Genomic DNA, 21985 nt, shown 5'->3' on the forward strand with positions numbered 1-21985 from the left:
CGGCCGTAATCCTAAGAGATTACGGCCGCCGTTCATATAAGTTATGGCTTTAGCCCTTGATGCGTCTTTTGTAGTCCACCATTTTAATGGCCGTTACGGCACATTCGTCGCCTTTGTTTCCCAAAATGCCTCCAGCACGGTCTTGTGCCTGTTGCAAATTGTTGCAAGTGAGCAGACCGTAGATGACAGGCACGTCGCCAGTCGTGTTCAGTTCAGCTAATCCTTGGGTTGCTCCCTCACAGATGTAATCGAAGTGAGGGGTGTCGCCGCGAATCACGCAACCGATGGCTATCACGGCATCTACTTTACCGCTTTTTGCCATTTGAGCAGCACCGAATACCAATTCAAAACTGCCCGGCACGGTCATGACCAGAATATCTTCTTCGCTGACTCCATGTTTGAGCAAGGTGGTTTGCGCACCTTCCAACAACGGACCGGTGATGTGGTGATTCCATTCGCTGACCACAATGCCGAAACGCATGCCTTTGGCGGAGGGGACGGACTTGGGGTCGTATTCTGACAAGTTATGTAAATTCGTTGCCATTTTCGCTTTGTGCTTTAGGACTTTATTCGCTTACGCGTTCGATATATTTGTCGATTTCGGCATACTGCATAGAGTTCACATACTTGGTTTTGATCTCTTTGTAGCATTCCAAAGCCTTGTCTTTCTTTCCTTGCGATTCGAAAATCTCACCGGCCTGAATCAGATAGAGCGGGCTGAGGCTGTTATTGTCTGCCTTTTTGGCTGCTTCCAATAAAGTGGAAGTCGCTTTGTCTAATTGGTCCAATTCTGCATAGCAGTTGCCCAATGCACCGATGGCAGCAGGAGACACCATGGCATCGCCGCAATTCTTGAAATCTTCCAGACGGGTAACAGCTTCCTGATATTTACCCAATTTGGCATAACTTAATCCGGCATAGAGCTGTGCCAGATTGCCGGCTTTCGTGCTTCCGTAGTCGTTTGCGATTTTCAAGAAACCGGGAAAGCCTTGTCCGTCACCGTTCAACGCCTTTTCGTAGTTGTCCGAAGCAAAATATTGCTGTCCTTTGAACATCAGTTCATTGGCTTTGGCCTCGCGCGGTTCGCTTACGAAACTCCGATAAAGGAAGTATCCGCCTACCAATACGACGATGGCGATGAAAACGTACATAATAGGCTTCTTGTATTTGTCGATGAAAGCCTCGGAAGAAATCAAAGTCTGTTCCACGTTGAGTGAATCATGCTGTGTCTTTTTGTTCGTCATTTTATTTGATGGTTTTATTATTATTTCCTGTTTTTCGTCCCGTAGTGCATGGTACGGGAATAAAGCGGAGCAAAAGTAGCGAATTTCTCCCGTTTGATGAAATTTATAGGCTATTATTTTTAGGATTCGGGGGATAAACCTTAATTTTGCAGGGTGATTTAACGGGAAAACCTACGGATGATACTGAAAAAAATTTCTGTCTTGAATTATAAGAACATAGCGCAGGCCGAGTTGGCCTTCTCTCCGAAGATGAATTGTTTCATCGGGCATAACGGTGAAGGAAAAACCAATTTGCTGGACGCTGTGTATTTTCTTTCCTTTTGTAAGAGTGCGACCAATTCCGTGGATTCCCAGAATATCCGGCACGGTGAAGACTTCTTCATGTTGCAGGGGGAGTACGAACATGAGTCGGGAGAGCCGGAAGAGGTATATTGCGGATTGAAACGTAAACAGAAAAAGCGTTTTAAGCGTAATAAGAAAGAGTATAAAAGATTGTCGGAGCATATCGGGTTGGTGCCGGTAGTGCTTGTTTCTCCGGCCGATGCCGATTTGATTTCGGGGGGAAGTGAGGAGCGCCGCCGTTTTATGGACATGGTGATCGTGCAATATGACCATGAATATCTCGACGCGTTAGTGCGTTACAACAAGGCTTTGCAACAGAGGAACGTATTGTTGAAACAGGAGGAAGAACCCGACGAAGCCTTGATGGGGCTATGGGAAGAAATGATGGCTCAGGAAGGGGAGAAGATATACGAGAAGCGAAAGGCTTACGTGGAGGAATTCATTCCGGTGTTTCAGGATTTCTATGCGCGGATTTCCCGTGGAAAAGAGCATGTGGGACTGCGTTATATTTCGCATGGCCAGCGTGGGGAACTGTTGGACGTCATTCGTCGCGACCGTGCCAAGGACCGGATTATGGGATATTCCCTGCATGGTGTCCATAAGGATGATTTGGAGATGACCTTGGGAGAGTTCCCGATAAAACGGGAGGGTTCTCAGGGGCAGAACAAAACCTATTTGATTGCTTTGAAGTTGGCGCAGTTTGATTTCTTGCGCCGTACGGGAAGCCGTACCACTCCTTTATTGTTGCTGGACGATATTTTCGACAAGTTGGATGCCGACCGCGTGGAGCAGATTGTCAAATTGGTTTCCGGCGAACAGTTCGGGCAAATCTTCGTGACGGATACCAATCGTGAACATCTGGACCGTATTTTGGAGAAGACGGACGAAGACTACAAGCTCTTTTATGTGGAAAACGGGGAAATCAAAGCATGAGACGGAACAAGGCGGAATGCATAGGCGACATCATCCGGCAATATCTTCGGCAGGAAGGGTTGGAGACACCGTTGAATGAGACCCGGATGGCGGCGGCTTGGTCCGAAGTGATGGGGCAGGCTATTGCCCGGTACACTGGGGATGTTTTCGTGAAAAATCAGGTGTTATACGTTCATTTAAAGTCGCCTGCTCTCAGAGCCAATCTGATGATGGGACGGGAAGCATTGGTGCGCAAACTGAATGAATACGTGGGAGCACAAGTCATTCAGAGTATTGTGTTCCGTTGACAAAGACTCAAAGAATCTCGTCCATAGGGATGTCATGAGGCTCGGTAGGAACATGCTCTACCCGCTGGAAATCGAAGCAAACTCCTATTTTATATATATTGTAATGTTGCAACCGCGTCAGTAAGCGGTCGTAAAAACCTTGTCCGCGTCCCAAGCGATTCCCCTCTGTATCGAAGGCCACTCCCGGGATGACGGCTAAATCAATGGAAGCGTAATCAGTGAAAACCTCTCCCGTAGATTCCTGAATGCCGAAAGCCCCCGTTTCGAGGTGGTCCTCGGCAGCATAACGGTGCAATTCTATATCTTTTCCTTTTACGGTTGGGAGTAATATACATTTGCGCAAACTCCAGTAGTGTACGAAATCTTGCGTATCCACTTCATCCGGCAATGAGTGGTATAGCAATACGGTACGTGCCGCGATAAAGCGCGGATGAACCGCCAAACGTCTCAAAATAGGACCTGAAAGATCGAGTATGGCAGCCCGTGAGGTCTCTTTCTTATTCTGGGCGATAAGCGTCCTTAGTTCTTTTTTATCCATAAGCATAGTCAAAACTCGGGAAAGCTATGGTATCGCAGGATGCCATAGCTTTCCCGATAATTTTTTATTTTTTATTTTCTGAGGGTGCCTTTTGAGGAGCTTCCGGGAAAGCTTTTCCTTCCTCCAGAACCTTAATTGCACGTTCTACTACAGCGTCATCGCTGTTGATGAATTCGTAGAATTGTTCTGTTTCCTTTACGTTATTGATGATAGAGGCGTAGAGGCTTTTTCTGAAAAGTTTACGTGACTTGTAGAGCATCAGGTTGCGCCGGCGTAATCCTCTGTGTTGGGCGAAGTCGGCAAATTTGCCGACTATATTTTGCCGGTCCAGATAACGGACGAGCTCTTCGTTCGTTTCCAGTTCGTTCAATTCCTGGCGATGGCTGTCGGCGAAGTTGAACGCATACTGGTATATCAATCCGCTTATTAATGCTTCTTTGTAGTATGAAGTCACGTCGGAAGTGTCTTCGGGTACGAAGATGTCCGGCATGATGCCTCCGCTACCGTATACCGTGCGTCCCAAGCGTGTCTTGAATTGAGGGCCGCTCTGCTTGATGCTGTCCTGCGAGAAGAACTCTCCACGTTCGTAACGTTCTATCAGGTCGTTTTCATATTCCTCTCCGTGTCCTTTTTCGTAAGGCTTTTGGATGCACCGTCCCGAAGGTGTGTAATACCGCGCGATAGTCAGGCGAATCATGCTGCCGTCACGGAATTCTATGGGTTGCTGTACCAATCCTTTCCCATACGTACGGCGGCCTATGATCGTCCCCCTGTCATTGTCTTGTATGGCACCGGCGAAGATTTCGCTGGCCGATGCCGACCCCTCGTTGACCAATACCGTCAGGGGCAGATTGGGGAAGGCCCCGCGTCCGTCGCTTTTGTATTCTTCACGAGGAAATTTGCGTCCCTCCGTGTAGAGAATCAAACGGTTCTTGGGTAAGAAGATGTTGGCCATTTGTATGGCGGTCTGCATGATTCCCCCTGTGTTATCACGCAGGTCTATGACCAGGTTTTTAAAGCCTTTTTGATTCAGTTCGGCCAAAGCGACCAATAACTCGGGGTAGGTCGTTTCGCTGAAACTTTTGATTTTGACATATCCGGTTTCGGGGGTAAGCATGTAAGTAGCTTCTATGCTGTGTACCGGAATGTCACCTCGTGTGATGGTGTAGTAGAGGGGCTTCTTCTCTCCCATGCGCTGGATGCCTAATTTTACTTTGGTTCCTTTTTTGCCCTTCATGAGTTTCATGCAGTCTTCGGCCGTGATTTCTTTGGCCGTGATGTCTTTTCCGTCCACATTGACAATACGGTCTCCTGCCAGCAATCCTACCTTTTCAGAAGGCCCGCCTTTAATGACACTGATGATACGTGCCGTATCGTTTTGTTTGGTGAATGATACCCCGATACCGGAGAAACTTCCTTTCAGGCTTTCCACCGAGGCTTCCGCGTCTTTGGCTCGGATATAGCCCGAGTGCGGATCCAATTCCGCCAATATGCGGGGCATGGCTTGCTCCACGAGTTCGGTCATATTGACCGTGTCTACATATTGGTCGTCGATGATACGCAACAAGTCGTTCACCTTGTTACTGTTCGTATTGATGATGTTCAGCCGGTTTCCCGAGAAATGGTTGGCATAGAACGTTCCTATCAATATTCCTGCCACAAGGCATAATGCCAATAGGATAGGCGTAAATCGCGATGAACTATTCTGATTCATAAATACATGTTTTTTTAAAGTTCTTCTGTCGGAGTGTCCAATGGTAGGTAATGTACTTCTATACCGGCTCTTTGGAGCAGGTCGATACCGTCTGTTAGCCGGTATTGTCGGGCATAAAAAACCCTCTTGATGCCGGACTGTATGATAAGCTTGGAGCATTCGATACAAGGAGCGTCTGTGACGTACAAGGTGGCTCCTTCGCTGTTGTTTCCAGACCGTGCGATCTTGGTGATGGCATTGGCTTCGGCATGTAGTACGTAGGGTTTGGTCAGATGGTTTTCGTCTTCGCACACGTTTTCGAATCCTGCCGGTGTGCCGTTGTAGCCATCGGAAATAATCATTTTGTCTTTCACGATGAGGGCTCCTACTTTGCGTCGTTCACAGTAACTGTTTTCCGCCCATATCCGGGCCATACGCAAATAGCGCAGGTCCAATTCATGCTTTTTTTCTTCCGGAGTTTTCATGTTTCTCTCAAGCTTTGTTTATGGGTTTGAAACCGTTTCGTTGTAGCAGGGCGTCTATGGTGGGGGCTTGTCCGCGGAACCGTTTATATAATGTCATAGGAGGTTCCGTGCCTCCCTTCGACAGGATATTGTCGCGGAAACTTTGTGCTACCTCCCGGTTGAATATACCTTTTTCCTTGAACAGGGAGAAGGCGTCCGCATCCAGGACTTCCGCCCATTTGTAACTGTAATATCCGGCTGCATAGCCTCCGGACATGATATGTCCGAACTGTACGCTCATACAGGTCTCTTCCGGTTGCGGCAACAACTGTGCCGCTTCCCACGCGCGTTTTTCAAACGAAAGCACGTCTTCCTCGAAAGGTTTGTCCTGTGTATAATAAGCCATGTCCAACAGACCGAAACTGACCTGGCGGATACAAGCATAAGCCGCGTTGAAATTGCGACTCTTGATAATCCGGTCGATAAACTCTTCCGGAAGCGGTTCACCCGTCTGGTAGTGTTGGGCAAAGGTATTTAAAAAATCGCGTTCTACGGCAAAATTTTCCATAATTTGTGACGGAAGTTCCACAAAATCCCAATAGACACTCGTACCGCTGAGACTTTCGAAGCGCGTATTGGCGAATATGCCGTGTAAGGCATGTCCAAATTCGTGTAGGAATGTTTCTACCTCTCCTAAAGTGAGTAAGGCCGGTTTGCTCTCTGTCGGCTTGGTCAGATTCATGGTGACGGACACATGAGGACGATGATTGATGCCTTCCTCGTCTATCCACTGGTCTTTGTAGGAAGTCATCCAGGCACCGCTTTGTTTGCCTTTCCGGGGATGGAAATCCGTGTACAATACGGCTAAGAAAGTTCCGTCTTTGTCAAACACTTCGTATGCCGTCACGTCCGGATGGTATACCGGAATGTCGGTATTCTCCTTGAAGGTGATACCGTACAGGCGGGAAGCCAGTCCGAAGACGCCTTGTTTGACGCGTGACAGTTCGAAATACGGGCGTAGCATTTCGGCATCCAGATTGTACTTCTCCAGTTGTAATTTATGGGCATAATAACCGAAATCCCAAGGTTGCAGGACGAAATCCTCTCCTTCTTTTTCACGGGCCTTTCTCTCCACTTCTTTCACTTCTTCCCGTGCCGTGGGCAGGTAAGCTTCCAACAAGTCGTTCAACAGTTGGTAAACATTCCGGCTGTTTTCTGCCATACGTTTTTTCAATACGAAGTCGGCGTAGGTGGGGTAGCCCAACAGTTGTGCCCGTTCGCGTCGCAGGTTGACGATACGCTTGACGATTTCAAGGTTGTTGTATTCGTTGTCGTGCGTGCAGATGGTATTCCGTGCCATATACATTTTCCGGCGGAGTTCCCGATTGTCGGCGTAGGTCATGAACGGATTGTAGCTCGGGGCGTGCAGGGTGAAGACCCATCCCTCCAAATCCTTTTCCTTGGCAGCCAATGCGGCAGCTTCGACAGCAGATTCCGGAAGGCCGGCCAAATCCTTTTCGTCTGTCAGGTGGAGTTGGAAATTGTTGGTTTCTTTCAGATTATTCTGTGAGAATTGCAAAGTCAACTGGCTCAGTTCCTTGCTGAGTGCGCGGAACTTTTCTTTGTCCTCGGCCGGAAGGTTAGCTCCGTTGCGTATGAAGCCGTCGTAACTCTTGTCTAAAAGCATTTGTTCTTCAGGCGTCAATTCACGGTGGTTTTCGTACACGGCCTTTATCCGGGCGAACAGTTTCTCGTTCAGCAGGATGTTGTTGGCATGTTCCGTCAATATCGGTGACATTTTCTGTGCCAACTCGTCCATCTCGTCGTTGGTTTCTGCACTCAGCAGGTTGAAGAACACATTGCTCACCCGGCTCAGCAGGTTGTCGGGGACGCTGAATGATATGGTGTTGTCGAACGTGGGCGGTTCCGGATTTTGGATGATGGTGTCCGTCAGTTCGTCATCTTGCCGTATGCCTTCCATGAAAGCCGGTTCGTAATCTTCGAGGTGTATCCGGTCGAAAGGTGCCGTGTCGTGAGGCGTTCCGTAGGAAGAGCTGAAAAACGGATTTTTTCTTTCTTCGGTTTTGTTTTCTTGTATGATGTCCATGTCGATATTTGTATTTTTTAGGAGGCCTGAATCAATTTCTCCAAGGCCGGTATGATAATTTTCCTTCTTTTTAATAAGACTAAGTTTTCTTTTTGTAAACGGTTCAGAGCGCGTGACACGTTCATGCGTGGTTCATTGATTTGCAATCCAAGGTCTTCCATGCTGATTTCCAAAATCTTTTCTCCGGCGGGGTATACGCTGCGGGAGTGAATGAAATTGACGATACGTTTCTCCGTATTCCCTGAAAGGTTATGCCATAGCCATCTTCCCTGACGGTAGATATAGGTAGACAAGAGGTTGATCATGTTAAGCCGGAATACCTCGAAACGGCTGAACAACAAGGTTACCCCGTCTTTGGGAATGATCAGGGCGCGTATGTCTGTCTGTGCCGTATAAGTATGCGTGTAGCGTGGAGTAATGCCGTACAGAGCTTCCGGTTGTAGAGCTACCGGCGACTGTAGCCGTTCGTAGAATGCGAAACGGTTGTTGTCCGACCGGGTACGCATCCCGATGGTACCGCGGAAAGCCAGTATCAACTGTCGGCAGGGGTGGTCCTGTTCTGCCAGGTTCTCTCCTTCGGCATATTGGACGATCCGGTGAGGGACAGACGTGGAAAATTGTGTCAATTCACTTTTTCCGATGCCTTGAAACAAGGGGAGGGCGGTCAAAGTGTCCAATGTAAAGTTTTCCATATCTGTCTGTTTTATCGGTCCATCATCGTTTGGAGGGCCGGGGTTGTGTACACTTGGTTCTTCCCTTTCTCGTCCGCATAGATAAGGTAAGCTTGTATGTCGGGAGTGGACTGCAATATCTTTTTAGCCTGTTCCAATCCCAAAACCATGAATGCCGTAGCGTATGCGTCGGCGGTAGCGCAGTCTTTGGCCAGTACGGTGGACGACAGAATGGAATGCTGTACAGGATAACCTGTGTGCGGGTCTATGGTATGTGCATACTTTTTTCCATCTTTGTAGTAGAAGTTACGGTAATTTCCGGAAGTGGCAATACCGAGGTCCGTGACGTTCAATATGGTTTGGATTTCATTGTTGACATTCAATGAGTCGTCTATGGGCTTATTGATGCCCACTTTCCATTTTTGTTCTTTTGGACTGAGACCTTTCACCACGATTTCCCCTCCGATTTCAATCATGTAGTTCCGGATGCCTTTACGGTCGAACAGGCGGGCTACCGCATCACTGCCGTATCCTTTGGCAATGGCACTGCAATCCAATATTACCCGAGGATCCTGTTTCACAATCTTTCCGTTTTCCAAAGCCACCTTTTCAAATCCTACGAACGAAAGAATGCTGTCGATTTGTGCAGGAGTAAGGTCCTGCCCGTTTTTGAAGCCGAACCCCCAGGCATTGACCAACGGTGCGACGGTTATGTCGAATGCGCCGTAGGTATGTTCGCTGATGGTTTTGGCCAGTTGGAATACGTGGACGAACATGCTGTCCGGGGTAACTTCCTCATTCCGGTTGATTCGGCTAATGACCGATTCTTTATTGAAGGGGGAGAGAGAGACATCCACTTTTCGTAATTCGGCTTCGATTTCCTTTTGCAGACTCGAATCGCATTGGTAGGTTACGTGGTAAAACGTGCCGAAAATGGCTCCTTCTTCCCGTTGGAAAGGAATGTTGGAATGTGGGCTGCGTATGGCATATATCGTGCCGATAACCAGCAGGATGAGAAAAGGCAGTTGCCAGCGTAGTTTTTTTCTTTTATCGTTCATGAGCATAAACCTAAATGTTCTATAATGATTTTAATACCGATACCTATCAGGATAAGACCTCCGACGGGGGCTATGGAGCATGGGATCTTGCGTCCGATGAATATGCCTGTTCCCAATCCGGCTATGGTAAGGGCAGACGAGATGGCGGCAATGAGGACGGTCGGAATAGCGATGGTGTCCCAACTGCTGCCTATTTGCATAAAAGCCATGGAAACCCCTACGGCCATGGCATCTATGCTTGTGGCTACGGCCAGTGTCAGGATGACTTTATAACTTAGCGGGTCGAATTTGGTTTCTTCTTTTTTTCCGAAGCCTTCCCGAATCATCTGGATGCCGATGGCAGAGAGCAATCCGAAAGCAATCCAATGGTCTATGGGAGCCAGAATACGGCTGAAGAGCGTGCTGACATACCATCCGGCCAAGACCATTGCTCCCTGAAAGAGGCCGAACGAAAGAATCATGGTCAGCATGGGGCGCAAGACGATGTGCTTGACGATTGCACCCGAGGTGATGCTTACGGCAAAGCAATCCATGGCGAGTGCCAGTCCTAACAATATAGCCTCTGTGATGTACATGTTTGCATGTTTTTGCCTGGGTTTAAATGTCGAATATGATGTTGAAAGTACCGCCGATACATGAATTGCCGTATTTACCGAAACCGGGCACATACCACGGAGAACCTTGCAGAGCCTCGCTGTGGCTCATACGGATTTTATAGCGTACATTCCATCCTAAGTGGAAAATTTTCCATATTCGTGTTTCTATGCCGAAGACGATTTCTCCCCAATGGGAATTGGCCGAAAGCCCGTTGAATACGAACGGGACTTCGTTTCCCCACACCGGATCGGCGAATCCCGGAGAACTTATATCGTATTTGAAAGACGTGAAAGCATAACGTATGCCTAAATACAACCGATTGCCCGTGTACCACTTTTTAGTAAAGTTGTAGTCCATACCGATGCGGAAATAAGGTGCCTTGGTTTTGTAGGTATTGCCAGTTTCCTCACCCTCACAGTTGCTTTCCCCATATCCCAATTCAAAAACCGGAAAATATTTCTCCTTGAAATTCAAATGTGCGGCCACTTCCATTTGCGAGTAATCCGAATTGAGGGATTTCATAACAACGCCTACGAGGTCGCCCGACAGAGCCACACCTCCGAATACGGGAGCTTCTTTCTTCGTCAGGTCTTCTACGGTTTGCTGGGCCTTCTCGCTTTCGGTCTGTTGGGCGTACGATGCGAAAGGAAGAAGCAAGCTAATTACCGCTACGGAAATATATTTTGAAATTTTCGGATACATTATAATTGATGTTCGGATTTACAATCGAAACGGAGTCTACAAGCAGTCGGGTCCAGCGAACGGCGGTCACATGGTGGAACATCGAAGCCGGACAAGTAGGGGATTCGTAATGCGGAATATTTTCTTTGTCAATCCAAATGGTGTCTCTCCGTGTACGGCTCGTCGTATCAGTAAAGTGAAAGATGAGCGTGTCGGTTGCTGCACTGTAACTTACCGGAAGTTCCACCTCACTTCCTCGTACCAGACGATTGATCAAAATGGAATCCGTTCCGGCTGCTGTGACCGTCAGTGTGTCCAACACTTGGATTTTGCTTTCCCCTTCATCCGTGGCGGCATAGAATCCATACGTACTGTAAACGATATTGTTTATCGGACAGTCGGTAGATTCGCAGGCCGCGACAGCAATGAAAACACCGATGCAAACCAGTGTGCGGGTTATACCTTTTAGTTTCTTCATCTTCAAAAGATGTAATCTTTATATTTCTTTTTCAATCAAGTAGTTGTTACGTTCCGGCGAATTGCGGCTGATGAGTTCTCCCAAGAAGCCGGTCAGGAAGAGTTGCGTGCCCAGTATCATTGTGGTCAGGGCGATATAAAAGTATGGTGAGTCGGTAATCAGACGGTAGGAGTTTCCGCAATACATATCGTACAGTTTGTTGACCCCGATGACGCCGGCTGCGATAAAACCTAAAATGAACATGATGGAACCTAAAAAGCCGAAGATGTGCATCGGTTTAACCCCGAATTTAGACAGGAACCAAAGGGAAATCAGATCCAGATAACCGTTGAAGAAGCGGTTCAGGCCGCCGAATTTGGTCTTGCCGTACTTGCGTGCCTGATGGTGTACCACCTTTTCCCCTATTTTATCGAAGCCGGCGTTCTTGGCCAGATAAGGAATATAACGGTGCATTTCCCCATAGACTTCAATGCTTTTCACGACTTCCTTGCGGTAAGCTTTCAATCCGCAGTTGAAATCGTGCAGGTTTTTGATACCACTGACCTTGCGTGCGGTGGCGTTGAACAGTTTGGTAGGGAGCGTTTTAGACAACGGGTCATATCGTTTTTGCTTGTATCCCGACACCAAATCGAATCCGTCTGTCACAATCATACGGTAAAGTTCCGGTATCTCGTCGGGGGAGTCTTGAAGGTCGGCGTCCATGGTAATGACCACGTCGCCCTCCGCTTTCTTGAAGCCGCAATATAAGGCGGGGCTTTTTCCATAGTTACGGCGGAATTTGATGCCTTTCACGCAACTATGCTTTTCCTGCAAGTCTTCAATCAGTAGCCAAGAACGGTCGGTGCTGCCGTCATTGACGAAAATGACTTCGTATGTGAAGCCGTGTGCATTCATTACGCGTTCAATCCATGAATATAATTCCGGAATGGATTCTTCTTCATTGAAGAGAGGAATTACGACTGAAATATCCATATTTATCGGTTTTGACTGTGAGTCGTACGGCTCTTTCCGCTCAATCCGATCCACGCGGTGGGGATGGCCAGCAGGAAGCCGAACATGAGATTATATACTAAGAATTCGAAAGTCAGTTGTATGGGAGAGATACTTTTAAGTAGGTCTATGACTTGGCGGCTGACTTCGGCCGCGTCCTCTCCTGGCATCATGCTTTGCATCATGGCTACAGCTTCGGGCTGTTGCATGATGGTGGAATAAGTTTGGAGGAGCAATCCGTTGTCGATGTAGCGGAAATAAACAAACTGGGCAACTGCCATGAGCAAGGAGGCATACATGAAAATCAGCGTCGCCATCCACCACGACTGGCCGAAACGAAGGGGAAACACTTCACCTCTGAACTTCCGTATCAGGAAACCGGCTGTCACCACGGACAACAATCCGATGATGAGCCCCACGTTGCCTACGAGCGGACGGGTCAGCCCGATAATATAAAAAGCAAAACTGACAATCCACATCAGACCCACCACGGCACCGTATTGGGCGGCAAAAGCACGGAGTTGCTTGTAGCTTATTGCATTCATTATGATATATATTACATATTAGCGTGCAAAAATACGAAAAATTAGCGGAATACAGTGAACTAAACTTCTTTATTTTTGTAAAATCTAAGCGGTTGAAAATGAGTTTTATTTCAGGAGTGCATTAAAAAAGTATATACTAATGTTTGGAACGGAAAGAAAAAGTTCCTACCTTTGCAACCGCAAACGGGAAAGTCCTGTACGGCCAGCTCCCTTCGAATCCCCCAGGGCTTGATCGCAGCAAGGGTAGTTGGTTGTAGCGGCGCGATGCAGTAAGCTTTCCCACCCGCCTCTTTAGCTCAGTTGGCCAGAGCACGTGATTTGTAATCTCGGGGTCGTTGGTTCGAATCCGACAAGAGGCTCAAAAAGCACAAAGGCGAAACCGGAAAAGTTTCGCCTTTTTATTTTATCGGGCTTATGGCGTATGGAAAATATTATAATCCATTGATTTTAGCACGTCTTGAATCCTATTTCGAGGCGGGCGACTGGGACGGATTGGCTGTGTATCTGGACAGCTTGTCCCATCGAGAGTTCCGTATGGCCGGTGAAATCATCAGCGTACAAATTATGCCTCGTGTGCCGGATACGGTGTTTTGGGAGGCGTTTCGTTTCCTTTTGGTGTACCATTCCAAAGCTTTTTTGGTGACTTTGCTCAAGTCTGTTCCTCTTCGGAAGCAAAAATCCGGTTTTACATTGCGGCAAGATGGCTATGTGCCGGTAGCGAAGTTCCTGAACGATGCCGGGACGGAATTGGACCGTGCCAAATTTATCCGGTTTATGGTGGAAATATTCGGGGAAGATACGGAGGAATTGTCTTATTTATTCGGAAGCCTTCATGTAGATATGCCGCGCGAACGTGTGCAATATTTGTTGCAGGGCCGAGGAATGGCCTGTTATTATTTATTGTTCCAGTGTATGCGTCAGTTGGAGCATGAACGTGATTTCTTAGTGCGTTGTTGCCAGTTCCTGATGAAAAAAGGTGATGCCTTGTCGTTCAATCTGGCCAGCGTGGCCAAGCTATATTTCGACCTGACATCGGTGAAGGGTACCTTCTCCTTGCATCTCGCTCCTTATCAGTTAGGATGCCTCGATGCTTCGTTCGAGAGTTTCTGTAGGGTCATGAAGAGCATATCGTGAAAAAATAAAGACATCCGCCCAAGGGATGTCTTTTATTATGTAATTTATGAATGATAACCTCACAGATATTCTTTTGTGCTAAAAACAATTGTTAGAATGTGTAGCTCGTGCCGAGACTGACCTTGGCCACTACGTCATTGAACGGTGACAACACTTCACCGCCGATGAAACCGTTTTTCAAGTAATAATGGACTTCCGGTTCGAGTAGCAGGCTCCATTGGTCGTTGATACGGTATTGCGCCACGGCACCGAGCAACAATGCAGGTGCTCCGCCAGGGTTCGCGGCGGACAGGGGACGGGGGGAGGAACCCACTTCGAGTTCGCCGCTGTATATCCGGGCATTGTCCGACATGCACTTGCTGTACAAGGCACCGCCTTCCACGAAGAGGTTGAACTTCCGGTTTAAGTCATATTTCTGGTAGACGTTGGATAAATTAAGCATATAGGCCAGTTTGATGTTCAGCAGGTTGTAGCGGTATTGCCATAGTGCGGTGAATTGTTTTTCCACGCCCATGAAATCCACCACATAACTCCCATACTTGTTTTCGTTGAGGGTTTCATACTCTATGGCAGCCTTGAGCGAGACGTAAGGCCCGAGGTGGTAGCCTACGTAAAACTGTCCCGAGTAGTTCAGGGCGAAGTCACCCACGGTGTTCACCGAACGCATGTGTTTTAACCCTCCTACTTGCACGCCGGAGAACAGGCGTGGCTCGAAGATATAAGGGGGCCACGAGGCGCGTTCTTTCCGGTTGGCTGCACAGACGCGCACGCCGAGCGATATGGAGGCCGAAGTTTCGGTGAAGGACGCTTCGCGAGCCACATTCACGTATGGTTCACGGAAATTGGCCACAACCACACGGGGCTCCACGAAAAAAGAAGTCTCTTTGTCCATGCTGTACAGGAAAGTGGCGGCACCCGTGAAACCGGCGTAGTTGCATTTCAGGCCGTTGTCCGTTCCCGGGATGTATTTGGTCAGCCAACCGTATTCGCCTCCCACGGCGATATTCATCTCAAACGGATGGCGTACTTGCCGCCAATAGGGGAAGAAGTTGAGAGGATTGACCAATCCTTCGAGCCGTCCGGCAAACATGCTGCCTTTGTAACGTGTCTCGTAGGAGGGGCGGGCTTCGGTGGCCGCTGTGGTGTTGTAGCTCCAATAATATTCGGAAGCCGTGGCCGAGAGGCGGAGTCCCACGATGGGGTCGAACCACCGGCCCACGGAAATCTTGTAGCCCGTACCGGTCGTTTTGAAGAAGCCCAAGTCATCGCTGTCATAAAAAGTCACACCCTGTGCCAGTTCGTAGAAAAATCCGCGTGTATAGACCACGTCGCTGTTATAAAAGTCATTGGTATTGTCCATATTGACTGTCAGACCGGCTTTCACGCCATATTGTATGTCATACTTTGACACGTTCGTATGGCCGGAATGGTCGGCTTGGTCGGTCAGTGCGGAAAAGAATGGTTCTATGAAGAATTTGGCATTGCGTCCGAGACCTATACCGACGTTTATGCCTGCCTGTCCTTTAAAAATGGAAGCGCGCTCTCCTTGGAAAACGGAATGTATATAGCCCACGCCGAGAGTAGGAGAGATGCGGAATATGCGTCGTTTGTCGTAGCCATAAAGGTAATCGGACAGATGGAATACATAGTCTATATCGGTTTCCCATTGTTTCACGGTGCCATCGCCGTCCTTCATGTCATAGTTCGTGTGCAATAGTGTGGCGCGTAGGCCGTGTAGCCGGTTGAAGTCATATCCGGCCACACCGCCGAAAGGTATTCCGTTCTTCATGGCCCGTCGGCCTTTCGGGGCGACTTGCGAGAAGCCTGTCGTGAATCCTACGTACAGATGGTCAAGGAAACGGTTGCGGAAAGTATCGCCTTTTTCCACATAACGGTCTGGGTACAGGTAGTCCAAGGGGTTGAAGTCCACGGTGTGGTCCAGTTTGGGTTTGGAGGAGGTGGATACCGCCGTGGAAACCGGAGTTTCCTTGACGGGCTGTACCGCTGTGGTGTCGGCTGCTTCCGGTGTGGAGGATGTCGCCGTGCTGTCCGGTGCTTCCACAACAGGCCGTACCGCTGTCACCATCGTGTGCGCCTGTCCCGGTGACATGTACCACAGGCACAGGCATGTGCATATTATTTTATATTTTCCGTACATCATCTTGTCTTGTATTCGTTATATTGTGTCGCCCTGGTTCTATAATGCCTTTTTCATATTCATTTCATTCCTCCATGGGTGTTGCGGCGGGTTGTTGTACCGGCACGGGTGTCGGCACGACTGGCGGACTGGCCGTGGCAGCACTGTCGGTCGGGCTTTCCGTTCCGGATGCCGGACCGGCAGATGGGGTGGTGGCGGGTGCGCCGGCATCTCCGGATGCTGCGGGCTGCACTGCTTGCTGAGGGGCTGCGGACTTCTCCAAATCAGCCAATATCTTGCGGCATTGTTCCGGGTCGGCTTTGAGTTTTTTCCAGTATTTTTTGAACGCTTTGCGGTAGTCCTTGTTGAATGTGCCGTCGTTGAGCATGTGTTTCAGGTTGCGCTCATCCTTCAGGCAGCATTGCACCATCGGTAACCCCCAGTCCATACGTTTATCACCGAGCCTGTTCACCGTGGGGTCATCGTCCGATGGTTCGAAGAACTCATCGAACATGAAATTGTCGTCCATGTATCCCGTCGTGGTACGTTTAGGTGCATCCAAGTTAAAGCGTAGTTGTGCCTTGAGGTAAAGCGCCCTTGGGTCGGCGGGGTCTACTTGTGTGGCATCGTCCAGCATGTAGAGCGCAGTGCCCCAGCATCCGGGGTCTTCCTGCGCCGCCAATATGACGATTTTGTTCCAATATGAGGAGTTTGATACGGTATCCATGACCTCCGGGTCGTTCCATTCGCAGTTCAGGCAGCGAAGGAACATTTTCAGTCTGCGATATTCCGGTTTGCCGTCAGGCAGGAGCATTTCCGCTACGCGATAGGCCGAGGCGAAGGCACCGGCGTTGGCCAGCATCTTGATGTGGGATGTGACGATGGCTTCGTCGTTGTACCATCCCTGCCAGCTTGCGTTGCCGAAGTCGTCCATTTTTTGTTTGTGGTATTCCAAATTCAGTTGCACGTCGATGTAAGGTTTGAGCAGGTTGGTGTCCGCCACGCCGCGTTGGGCATAACACCGGGCCAGTTCGTAGGCGGCCAACGGCCATTGGCGCAGGCCGTCCTCGTCTTTGACCGATGTGTAGGCGGCCCGGGCTATGGTCTCCTTTTCCTTCGGGTCTTTAATCATGTCGAGCAGTTCGTAGAACTCGTAAGGTACTTGTTTTTGCCCGGCGCGGTATCCGGGATCGGTCTGGTAGAGTTCCCATATCTCTTCGCGTGTTTTCACGCGGTTGGTGTAGTATTGGTATTCGATGTCCACGATGCGCAATTGCGGCAGGATCTGCTGTTCGATGATGCTCCAGCACGGCAGTTTACGGATGGCGGCCTCCTGCCGCCCCATGTCTTTCGTCGTGGAGAGTACGGCCCGCACACTGGCAGCCTCTTCTTTTAGCGAGTCGGCTTCCAAGAGGTTCGCCACATCAGTCCATGTGGCCACCTTGTGGGTGGTTTTGATTTCGCCCGTACGGCGGGCATCCTGCAAGGCAGGGAAACGGCTCAATTCGCCGCGCAGGTATTCCGCACGTTCGCGGCAGAGCCGGGCATTGATGGCTTGTCCTCCTTCGGGCGAGGCCGACCCGTGGATGACCGCACTGGTGATGCCCGCATCGGCACCCATATAGCGCGACATGTTGTCTTTGAGTTGGTTCATTTGTTTGAAGTTCAACGTGTCTGTCGGGTCGAGGCGTGCTTCTCCTACCACGAATTTCAAATCGAGCTTTTCGTGGTCTTTACTGAATTCCGCCCGTCCTCTTCGTGCATAACGCTCGCGGTTGATGGGAAGCTCGATGAGGCTGTAATCCAAGAAGCGCATAGGGTCTTTTACGTAACCCTCGCTCAGGCAGACGCTGTCCTGCCGGTAGGGGGTGTTGGAATTCATGCCGTAGGCCTGAAGGGCATCCACCCGGTAACGCGTATTGCGGTCTACGGGTTCCAGAACGAAGTGGATGAGCAGGGAATCTTCCACATGGGAACGCATGAACGTCCCTTCGCGGTATTTGAACAAGGGGTCGCGGGTTTCGTCGAAGCCCATGCGGCGCAGGTTGCCTCTCTGGAAATCTTCGCCGTCTTTCACGAAGGGAACCAGATGACCCACTATCTCGCCGTTGCCTTCTTCCTCATTCTCGTCCAGGTTCACCTCTTCGCTGATGGGAATCGCCTTGACCACGGGGCTGACGATGATGCGTGATTTGTCGTCCGTGTCGTCGGTCGACAGATAATAGTAGAAAGGACCGACCACCATGCGGTTGCCGCACATGTTGGGGATTTGCGGCTCATTCTTCCGTTTGCGTTTGGCGGTTTTGGTCACCGTGCCCATCTGCTTGGCGGCCAGGCAGGTCACTTTGATGTCCATCATGCCGCGCAATTCCCGTTTCACGAGGGTGGCCCCCTCCGGTTTCACGACGATATAGCCCGTCAATGGAAGCTGCATCAGGCAGTAGCCGTCCTGGTCGGTCTCGCCCAAAGCGTCGTACTCCGATTCTGACTGTGGAACATAGGTCGAGCCGTTGGCTTCCGCCTCCTGGCTTTTCTTCACGAAGGCGTTGGCCTTGCTCGCGTTGAAAAAGCCATATACGATGACATTCGGCCAAGGGGCTACATCCTTGCTGTTCAGGTCTTCCGCTTTGCGGACCGTGATATTGATGTTCTTCACCTGGGCTTCTGCGGGGATATGGACCGCTACGATGAACAGCAGGAATAGCAGGCGGCGTATAATCATATAGAAATTCGTTTTATACATGGTGATATGCAAGTTGTGGGTTTACTTGATGATATAGGCGAAGGAAACGCCGAGTTTGAACGGGATGAAGGCGTAGCCGTGCGCTGTGCGGCGGTTTTCGGAATAATGGTCGTCGCGGTAGTAATGTTTGTGATCGTAGTAGACGGCACCCACACTCCCGTAACATTCTATGTTCCAATGGGGCGAGAGGAAGAAAGCGTAGCCGAAAGTCAGTCCGCCGCCCCAGGCGTCGCCCTTATAGGTCTCGCTGCCCCACGTGATGTCGTAAGACGTGCCAAGGGCTGCCACTCCGATGAATTCGCGCATCATGGGGCGTCCGCCGAACCAATAGCGGAATTCGGGGATGGCACCCACCATTTTCATGTCCATACCCCACGGTTTGTAGTTGCCGAACACGGACAAGCCGAAGCTGGTCTTGTTGCCCGTAACGATTTCCATGCCTAAGTTAGGGGTCATCAGTCCATCCCACAGTGCGTCGGTCTTCAGGGCCAATAGCTGCGCTTTCAGTCCGGCTGTTACAGCTACGGTTATGATTGTTGATAAAAGGCGTTTCATTCGTTCTTTTCGATTGGTTTGTTCTTTTTTGAAAAAACATCCTCCGGCGCACACGGTTGCGAGGTATGCGGCCGGAAGATGTGCCGTCGGGCTTTTATGCCAGAAGGGAGGGGCATGTCATAGCTCGACGGAGGGGCCGTTGACGGAATCCTGCCAATCGGTGAGGCTGGCATTTGCTTTCACTTCTTCTATGTCGTTCACCGTGATGGTCACCATGTAAGAGATTCCTTGGCGGAACAGGTTGGTGTCGCTTTCGGAAGCACCGTAAGGAGGCCCTACGGTGAGCCATTCTTCCGTAGTGATGTCGAAACCGTCTTCCGGGGCTTCTCCATCTTTGTGTAGCGTGATTTCAAGACGGTATTTCTTTTCCGGGTACAGCATCAGGCTGCCGCCCACTCTCGTGGCCTGGTCCAAGGTCGTACCGATGGCTACAGGCTGCAAGTCTCCGTCTTGCGCATCCTTGAGCGTGAAATCTGCCCTTGTTTCGTCGGCCGATGGTTGGATTCTTTCAGCCAACGTGAGTCTCTTGCTCGGATCCTCGCCCCATTGTTCGCGCTTTTCCAAGTCGGCCACGATGAGGTCTACTTTGGAATGCGCATCGAGGATCTTGATGGACTTCACGGAAATCTTGCCTGCATCCTCGAATACGGAACCTTTGTTTAGCGGATCCTCTCCGGGTTTCACTTGGAACTGTAAACGTGTCAGCATGTGCTGCAAGCCGATTAAGGGCATGGCTGCGTCCTTGTTCTCCCGGAAGTAGCGTGCGCTGTAAGCATACTTGTCCAGGAGTGTGGCTCTTCCCCAGATGATGTCCTGTGTGCCGTCTATCGTATAATGCACTGTGGCGCGATGACGCGGGCCGCCGGAGCCGTCTCCGTCTGCCGACGCTTCATACGTGATATGGGCATCCTCTGCATACGGATAGTAGCCGTAGAACTCATACATGTAGAATTGGCTGATGGGGTAGAAGTAGTGTTCCTCCCACGTCACGTTGCTGCCTTCCTTCTTCGCTTTCACGTTTTTCATCAGGCAGGAAGCGTAGTTGTCTTCAGGGTCGAACCACGAAATATCGGGTGCGCCATCGTTTTTCTCCTGTTTCCCACGTGCGAGACAGAACACCCCCATTTCGTCCAGATTGCCGTCTTCGTCCACTGTGGCCCGCTTGTCCACGGAAGTGGACACCTCATCCGAATGGGCGGCGAAGCGGATTTCCACTTCGCTGTTTCCGGGGATGAATACGGGGGCGGACGCATGATCCGACAGGTCTTCGTTGGAACAGCCGGGCAGCAGCATGCAAGCTGCCGCCACGGCCCAAAGATAATGATGTAACTTCATCTGTCTCTGTTTGGTTTATTAGTTGACGTTTGTATCCACTTCGAGGTCACCACCGTCCTTCCAACCGGTAAGTGTGGCATCGACTTCAACCTTGGCCATGCCATAGACCTTCACATTGACTGCATAAGAAGAACCCGCTTCGGCTATTGCGCCTTCTGCTGTTCCACCTTTAGTCAAATCGATGGCTTTTTCCAAGGTGACTGAACCTACGGCATCGTGGTCTGGATCATTTTCCTCGAATGTCTGTTCTATGGTAATATACATCGTATATTCTGATTCTCCCGGCGCTACCATCAACGCATGGCCTATCGGTTGTTTTTCATACGTCTTGTCTGGACTACCGGTACCCTCTTGGATTGTGACAGCTTCGAGGGCTGTCACGTCAGTGTTGGCACCAGTACGGCTCTTCAAATCGAGCTTTACAGGTTCTTCTGTGGCTGGTTCACTACCGACAGGAAGCGTCCATTCCAACATTTTCTCCGGTTTGAATACTCCGTCGGCCAAGTCGTAAGCCACAATCATCTTACCCGTGGTCTTGGATTTTACCGCGATGTTCGTAACTTTGAGTCCTACGGCTGATTCTGCTGCAGCTTGTACGGTGAAAGTGAAACGGGTGAGCAAGTGTTGCATGTTGATAGCAGGCTTGATACCGGCACGGGCCGTTTGGGCAGAGAAACCTAAGTTCTTGCCCACTTCATCCTCTTCTCCTTCATTTGTGGCTACGCCTGTCATCAGATCTTGTGAACCGTCAATTTTGAACCATACATATTTCATCTTAACTTGTCCTTCCACTAATGAGTCGCGTACCATGAAATCTGTATTTGCACTTACATCCGTTTTATTCGTTTTCCAAGCAGGATTGGTATAAATCGTTGCGGCATCGTCGATATTATATGCGAAGAAATCATGTATGCCCTCATCGGGATAATACTTTGGAGACGTCTCTTCCGTCAATGACAGTGCCCCGGATGCTACATTGGTAGGAGCTGTGACTTCTACGTTGGGAAAATTGACGATGGTGGCTGTCGGATTCGTATGTTCTGGTGTTGTTCCGTCATATTCAGTGTCATCGATGTTCGGGTCGTCTTCACCGGAAGCGGCTGCACTCTGATAAGTCCAAGTGGTGAACCCCCACGGGTTAGTCTGGGCTTGGTCGGACTTGGAGCGTTGCATCATCAGAAGGTATAACTTTTCTCCCTGCCATTTATTGGCTTCTTCTCCTTCGATGTCGCCGACGGTACCGATTCCACGTTTTTCAACCGTTACGGAGGGGCCGTTCAGAGCCAGTTCTACCGGCACCAGTCCGTTGCCATTTCCTACACCGGGCGTGCCGTTGGTTACGGCAACGTCGTCGTTGGAACAACTTCCCAACATACCCATGCCTGCTACTAAAGCAGATGCAAAAAATAATTTTCTCATAAAATAAAAAATTTAGTAAAACAATATGTTAATT

At 49.7% G+C, this 21985-nt stretch carries 21 protein-coding genes and 1 tRNA gene; 4 read left to right on the top strand and 18 right to left on the bottom strand.

Annotated elements, in window-relative coordinates; translation table 11 throughout:
- Positions 1–49: 49 nt before the first annotated feature.
- Positions 50–544 carry a 6,7-dimethyl-8-ribityllumazine synthase gene (gene ribH, locus HMPREF9441_RS08540; RefSeq protein ID WP_008620175.1) on the bottom strand — a complete coding sequence of 165 codons (495 nt, stop codon included), beginning with the start codon at positions 542–544 and terminating at the stop codon, positions 50–52.
- A 22-nt stretch (positions 545–566) separates the two neighbouring features.
- On the bottom strand, positions 567–1244 hold the full coding sequence (locus HMPREF9441_RS08545) for a tetratricopeptide repeat protein (protein WP_008620179.1): 678 nt from the start codon (positions 1242–1244) through the stop codon (positions 567–569).
- 177 nt (positions 1245–1421) lie between these two features.
- Between HMPREF9441_RS08545 and recF the strand changes: the two genes are divergently transcribed.
- Together recF and HMPREF9441_RS08555 are read left to right on the top strand one after the other, a co-directional pair.
- A complete protein-coding gene (recF, locus tag HMPREF9441_RS08550; RefSeq protein ID WP_008620182.1) occupies positions 1422–2519 on the top strand; it encodes a DNA replication/repair protein RecF in 1098 nt (365 codons plus the stop codon).
- Entirely contained in the window at positions 2516–2806 is a 291-nt protein-coding gene (locus tag HMPREF9441_RS08555; RefSeq protein ID WP_008620184.1) for a DUF721 domain-containing protein, read from the top strand. The genes recF and HMPREF9441_RS08555 overlap by 4 nt, the downstream gene beginning before the upstream one ends.
- Positions 2807–2813: 7 nt before the next feature.
- Here HMPREF9441_RS08555 and HMPREF9441_RS08560 read toward each other — a convergent pair whose 3' ends face one another.
- From HMPREF9441_RS08560 to HMPREF9441_RS08610, 11 genes are read right to left on the bottom strand one after another with little or no spacing between them, the layout of a single operon-like run.
- Entirely contained in the window at positions 2814–3350 is a 537-nt protein-coding gene (locus HMPREF9441_RS08560; protein WP_008620185.1) for a 5-formyltetrahydrofolate cyclo-ligase, read from the bottom strand.
- Positions 3351–3408: 58 nt separating this feature from the next.
- Positions 3409–5058 (bottom strand): S41 family peptidase, encoded by a 1650-nt coding sequence (locus HMPREF9441_RS08565; protein WP_008620187.1) that lies wholly within the window; start codon positions 5056–5058, stop codon positions 3409–3411.
- A gap of 14 nt (positions 5059–5072) precedes the next feature.
- Positions 5073–5522: a deoxycytidylate deaminase gene (locus HMPREF9441_RS08570; protein WP_008620188.1), complete on the bottom strand. Its 450-nt coding sequence runs from the start codon at positions 5520–5522 to the stop codon at positions 5073–5075.
- A gap of 7 nt (positions 5523–5529) precedes the next feature.
- Positions 5530–7608 (bottom strand): M3 family metallopeptidase, encoded by a 2079-nt coding sequence (locus tag HMPREF9441_RS08575; protein ID WP_008620189.1) that lies wholly within the window; start codon positions 7606–7608, stop codon positions 5530–5532.
- A gap of 17 nt (positions 7609–7625) precedes the next feature.
- A complete protein-coding gene (locus HMPREF9441_RS08580; RefSeq protein ID WP_008620190.1) occupies positions 7626–8300 on the bottom strand; it encodes a Crp/Fnr family transcriptional regulator in 675 nt (224 codons plus the stop codon).
- A gap of 11 nt (positions 8301–8311) precedes the next feature.
- Positions 8312–9343 carry an FAD:protein FMN transferase gene (locus tag HMPREF9441_RS08585; protein WP_008620191.1) on the bottom strand — a complete coding sequence of 344 codons (1032 nt, stop codon included), beginning with the start codon at positions 9341–9343 and terminating at the stop codon, positions 8312–8314.
- The gene (locus tag HMPREF9441_RS08590) at positions 9334–9912 is read right to left on the bottom strand and encodes a manganese efflux pump MntP (protein WP_008620192.1); all 579 of its coding nucleotides are present in this window, start codon (positions 9910–9912) and stop codon (positions 9334–9336) included. The genes HMPREF9441_RS08585 and HMPREF9441_RS08590 overlap by 10 nt, the downstream gene beginning before the upstream one ends.
- A 22-nt stretch (positions 9913–9934) precedes the next feature.
- The gene (locus HMPREF9441_RS08595; RefSeq protein WP_009392507.1) at positions 9935–10636 is read right to left on the bottom strand and encodes a DUF6048 family protein; all 702 of its coding nucleotides are present in this window, start codon (positions 10634–10636) and stop codon (positions 9935–9937) included.
- Positions 10593–11093 carry a DUF6452 family protein gene (locus HMPREF9441_RS08600; RefSeq protein ID WP_008620195.1) on the bottom strand — a complete coding sequence of 167 codons (501 nt, stop codon included), beginning with the start codon at positions 11091–11093 and terminating at the stop codon, positions 10593–10595. The genes HMPREF9441_RS08595 and HMPREF9441_RS08600 overlap by 44 nt, the downstream gene beginning before the upstream one ends.
- 18 nt (positions 11094–11111) lie before the next feature.
- Entirely contained in the window at positions 11112–12065 is a 954-nt protein-coding gene (locus HMPREF9441_RS08605) for a glycosyltransferase family 2 protein (RefSeq protein WP_008620197.1), read from the bottom strand.
- 2 nt (positions 12066–12067) lie between these two features.
- Positions 12068–12628 carry a DUF4199 domain-containing protein gene (locus HMPREF9441_RS08610; protein ID WP_008620199.1) on the bottom strand — a complete coding sequence of 187 codons (561 nt, stop codon included), beginning with the start codon at positions 12626–12628 and terminating at the stop codon, positions 12068–12070.
- 285 nt (positions 12629–12913) lie between these two features.
- Here HMPREF9441_RS08610 and HMPREF9441_RS08615 point away from each other — a divergent pair.
- Positions 12914–12987, top strand: a tRNA-Thr gene (locus HMPREF9441_RS08615).
- An 82-nt stretch (positions 12988–13069) separates the two neighbouring features.
- Entirely contained in the window at positions 13070–13762 is a 693-nt protein-coding gene (locus HMPREF9441_RS08620; protein WP_230315486.1) for a hypothetical protein, read from the top strand.
- A gap of 91 nt (positions 13763–13853) precedes the next feature.
- Here HMPREF9441_RS08620 and HMPREF9441_RS08625 read toward each other — a convergent pair whose 3' ends face one another.
- From HMPREF9441_RS08625 to HMPREF9441_RS08645, 5 genes are all read right to left on the bottom strand, one after another.
- A complete protein-coding gene (locus HMPREF9441_RS08625; protein ID WP_244949699.1) occupies positions 13854–15923 on the bottom strand; it encodes a hypothetical protein in 2070 nt (689 codons plus the stop codon).
- Positions 15924–15984: 61 nt separating this feature from the next.
- Positions 15985–18621, bottom strand: a complete 2637-nt coding sequence (locus HMPREF9441_RS08630; RefSeq protein WP_244949700.1) for a hypothetical protein — start codon at positions 18619–18621, stop codon at positions 15985–15987.
- A 42-nt stretch (positions 18622–18663) separates the two neighbouring features.
- On the bottom strand, positions 18664–19197 hold the full coding sequence (locus HMPREF9441_RS08635; RefSeq protein WP_008620210.1) for a DUF3575 domain-containing protein: 534 nt from the start codon (positions 19195–19197) through the stop codon (positions 18664–18666).
- A gap of 117 nt (positions 19198–19314) precedes the next feature.
- Complete coding sequence (locus tag HMPREF9441_RS08640) at positions 19315–20532, bottom strand: fimbrillin family protein (RefSeq protein ID WP_008620212.1); 1218 nt, start codon at positions 20530–20532, stop codon at positions 19315–19317.
- Positions 20533–20550: 18 nt separating this feature from the next.
- Positions 20551–21951 carry a fimbrillin family protein gene (locus HMPREF9441_RS08645; protein WP_008620214.1) on the bottom strand — a complete coding sequence of 467 codons (1401 nt, stop codon included), beginning with the start codon at positions 21949–21951 and terminating at the stop codon, positions 20551–20553.
- Positions 21952–21985 lie beyond the last annotated feature (34 nt).

Origin of the sequence: Paraprevotella clara YIT 11840 (assembly GCF_000233955.1) — a bacterium.
Taxonomy (GTDB): Bacteria; Bacteroidota; Bacteroidia; order Bacteroidales; family Bacteroidaceae; genus Paraprevotella; species Paraprevotella clara.